General features: G+C 45.1%; 1 protein-coding gene. It reads left to right on the forward strand.

Annotation, left to right across the window (positions count from 1 at the left end):
- Positions 1 to 921: ATPase, T2SS/T4P/T4SS family (locus A3739_RS06600; RefSeq protein WP_197472126.1), on the forward strand; the 921-nt coding region annotated here is incomplete at both ends.

Consider the following 921-nt stretch of genomic DNA (forward strand, 5'->3'; position numbering starts at 1 on the left):
CGGCAATAGACTATTTATAGCCGTTTCAGATCCAACAAATGTAAACGCTGTCGATGAGATTAAATTCCACACGGGGATGAGTGTTGATTCAGTACTAGTCGAAGACGACAAACTATCCTCTGCTATCGACAGCTACCTTGAATCACAAGACGATTCAATGGGCGATCTTGATGACGAAGATCTCGATATTGATTTAGACGAAAGTCAAGAGCAGGAAGAAGATAACACATCCGCAGATACAGACGACGCCCCTATCGTTAAGTATGTAAATAAAATGCTGCTTGATGCGATCAAAAAAGGCTCGTCCGACCTTCACTTTGAACCTTACGAAAAATCATACCGAGTGCGCTATCGTACAGATGGCATCTTGCACGAAGTATCTCGCCCCTCCATCAAGCTTGCACCCAAAATTGCGGCGCGTTTAAAAGTAATGTCGCAAATGGACATTTCTGAGAGGCGTGTCCCGCAAGATGGTCGCATTAAAATGAAGTTGAGCAAAACCAAGGCAATCGACTTCCGTGTCAATACACTCCCAACTCTTTGGGGTGAAAAAATCGTACTCCGTATTCTTGATCCTAGCTCTGCGAAAATGGGTATCGACGCCCTTGGTTACGAAGACGTGCAAAAAGACATGTACATGGAAGCCTTGCACCAACCACAGGGGATGATTCTTGTAACCGGCCCTACGGGATCAGGTAAAACAGTTTCGCTATACACCGGTCTTAATATTCTGAATACACCAGAGAGAAACATCTCAACGGCGGAAGATCCTGTAGAGATTAACCTTGAAGGCATTAACCAAGTTAACGTAAACGCCAAAGTAGGCCTTAACTTCTCTGAAGCCTTACGCTCATTCTTACGTCAGGACCCGGACATCGTAATGGTTGGTGAGATTCGTGACCTTGAAACAGCCTCTATCGC

Source organism: Oleiphilus sp. HI0067, from assembly GCF_001635735.1.